Annotated in this window: 3 protein-coding genes; 2 read left to right on the top strand and 1 reads right to left on the bottom strand. The window is 34.7% G+C overall.

All coding sequences use genetic code 11. The annotated features are described in order from the left end of the window. Positions 1 to 544 precede the first annotated feature (544 nt). Together rpmF and rpmG are read left to right on the top strand one after the other, a co-directional pair. Positions 545 to 724, top strand: coding sequence for a 50S ribosomal protein L32 (gene rpmF / locus A3I7_RS0111820; RefSeq protein WP_018164771.1), 180 nt, complete (start codon positions 545 to 547; stop codon positions 722 to 724). Between the two features lie 16 nt (positions 725 to 740). Beyond that, positions 741 to 890 (top strand): 50S ribosomal protein L33, encoded by a 150-nt coding sequence (gene rpmG / locus A3I7_RS0111825; RefSeq protein WP_001265622.1) that lies wholly within the window; start codon positions 741 to 743, stop codon positions 888 to 890. A gap of 582 nt (positions 891 to 1,472) precedes the next feature. Here rpmG and A3I7_RS0111830 read toward each other — a convergent pair. After that, complete coding sequence (locus tag A3I7_RS0111830; protein WP_018376949.1) at positions 1,473 to 2,078, bottom strand: NUDIX hydrolase; 606 nt, start codon at positions 2,076 to 2,078, stop codon at positions 1,473 to 1,475. Between the last annotated feature and the right edge of the window lie 174 nt (positions 2,079 to 2,252).

A 2,252-nucleotide genomic window follows, 5' to 3' on the forward strand; every position in this document is an offset into this window, starting at 1 on the left:
GGACATGTTCATCTGCTTTCTATACTGAGTTGGGGAATTCTAGTATATCAGACGAGCATGTCTTTTTTGTTGCACTTCATTTTACAACGCGGGTAAAAATTTTTTCTAGAAATTTAACGGATTTACTTGTCAGTTCAAGTGTCAAATTTTACATTAACTATAGAACTTATATATGTACGTTAAATTTTCAGACTAAGTTCTGTTATTGTCGCAAAAGAAGGTATTCTTAGTGGTTTCGTGGGAGATTTATTGTCAAAAAGTCTGGAAAAGGTAAATTTATAGAAAGAAATGATACATGTGTACGATTTGAGAGTATTCAATCATTATTTTTCATAGTTTGGTTAAATATCCCAGTAGTAAATTTCTTACTTGTCCATCTCGGAATAATTTTTAGTTTTAGATGCAGCCTAGAACTTACTTCAGGAATTTACCCCTTTCATATTTCTAATTTTTTTTGTCAAGTAACTTTACTTTACAAAAAAGATTTGTTATACTGTTAAAGTTGGCAAAAGCCGAAACATACATTTGAAAGGAAATAAAGAAAATGGCAGTACCTGCACGTCACACTTCAAAAGCGAAGAAAAACAAACGTCGTACACACTACAAATTGACTGCTCCATCAGTACAATTTGACGAAACTACTGGAGATTACTCACGTTCACACCGTGTATCACTTAAAGGATACTACAAAGGACGTAAAATCGCTAAAGCTGAAGCTAAATAATTAGAAGGGAGATACCATGCGCGTAAATATTACACTTGAACACAAAGAATCTGGTGAACGCTTGTACCTTACTTCAAAAAACAAACGTAACACTCCAGACCGTCTTCAATTGAAAAAATACTCACCAAAATTGCGTAAGCACGTTGTGTTTACTGAGGTGAAATAGGGATTCACTACACATCAATAGACGTTAGAAGCCCTGATTTTAAGCGATTTTTGAAATTTTGAATTTCAATACATTGTAGTATAAATCAGTCAAATCTCTACATTTTTCTCTACCTTTTTAGATAATAAAATTTAAGTAGAACATGCAGATAATAAAAGGAACACTTCGTAGGAGGTGTTCCTTTTTAGCTTCTTATTTACCAACTGAAGCAAAACCGATACAGTTATTCACCGTCTAAAATATTTTCTAGCATTGGTTCGATAGAACTACATTTTAAGTCTTCTATGAGCCGACGAGCATGGAAAGAATTTACTTTCAGAACTACATAACGCTAGGAAAAAATTTTATCTTTAGAAATTTTTGTATCTATATTTCATATCTAATTCTTGATAGATATAATTTCTCAGAACTTCTTGAAGAAGCAATTTAGTCTCATACATCTCATGGATACATTTGAGTAATAGGATTTTACTTTTTGAATAATAGTGTTATAGAAAGTAAGAATACGAGATATTTAGCCCTAATAAATCGATATTCGCTTGTTTATCAAATGTTTTTTTCTTCTTTGGGCTTGTTATGTTCCTACTTTCCTTCTAATATCTCTGTAAACCGATGTGTAAACTGGGCAGTCATGCCCCAAAGGTTTTCATCACCGATGTCATAGAAAGGGATTCTACGGTCATAATGACTAAATTTATACTTGCGGCCATTTCGAATGCGCTCAAAAGGAAAGTCTCCTGTTGCTTGAACTTCAGTCTCCAGACGATAGTAAGTCGGGGGCTGGTTTTTCAATTTTTCCAAGGGAATAGTGAAAAGGCGTTCGACTTCTTCATTTGGCTGGATACTTTGCCAATTTTCAACAAAAAGTTGACCAACAAAGCAGTGAATGGTTTGTTGATTGCTGACTAAATAGTCAATCTCACCCCAAAGATCAATCTTCTGAGAAGGCAACTTTAACTCTTCCATAGTTTCACGAATGGCGGCTTGCTCAAACGTTTCTCCCTTTTCAACAGCACCACCTGGGAATGCAACTTCTCCTGGTTGCGAAATGCCTTCGCTACGGACTTGATAGAGAACCTCCCAACCTGATTTACCATTCCATATTAAAGGTAAAAACACCGCATAACAACGTTCTTGCCCCAAAGGATGCGGTTCATAGTGGTTTAAAATATTTTTTAAATCTTGCATGTTTTTCCTCGAAAGTTTTTTCTGAAGCTATCATAGCACAATTTCGCTAGAATTTCTGTGCTAATCACTTTTAAAAATATACCCGCGTTGTAAAATGAAGTGCAACAAAAAAGACATGCTCGTCTGATATACTAGAATTCCCCAACTCAGTATAGAAAGCAGATGAACATGTCC

The organism is Streptococcus orisratti DSM 15617, from assembly GCF_000380105.1.
In the GTDB taxonomy this organism is placed as follows: Bacteria; Bacillota; Bacilli; order Lactobacillales; family Streptococcaceae; genus Streptococcus; species Streptococcus orisratti.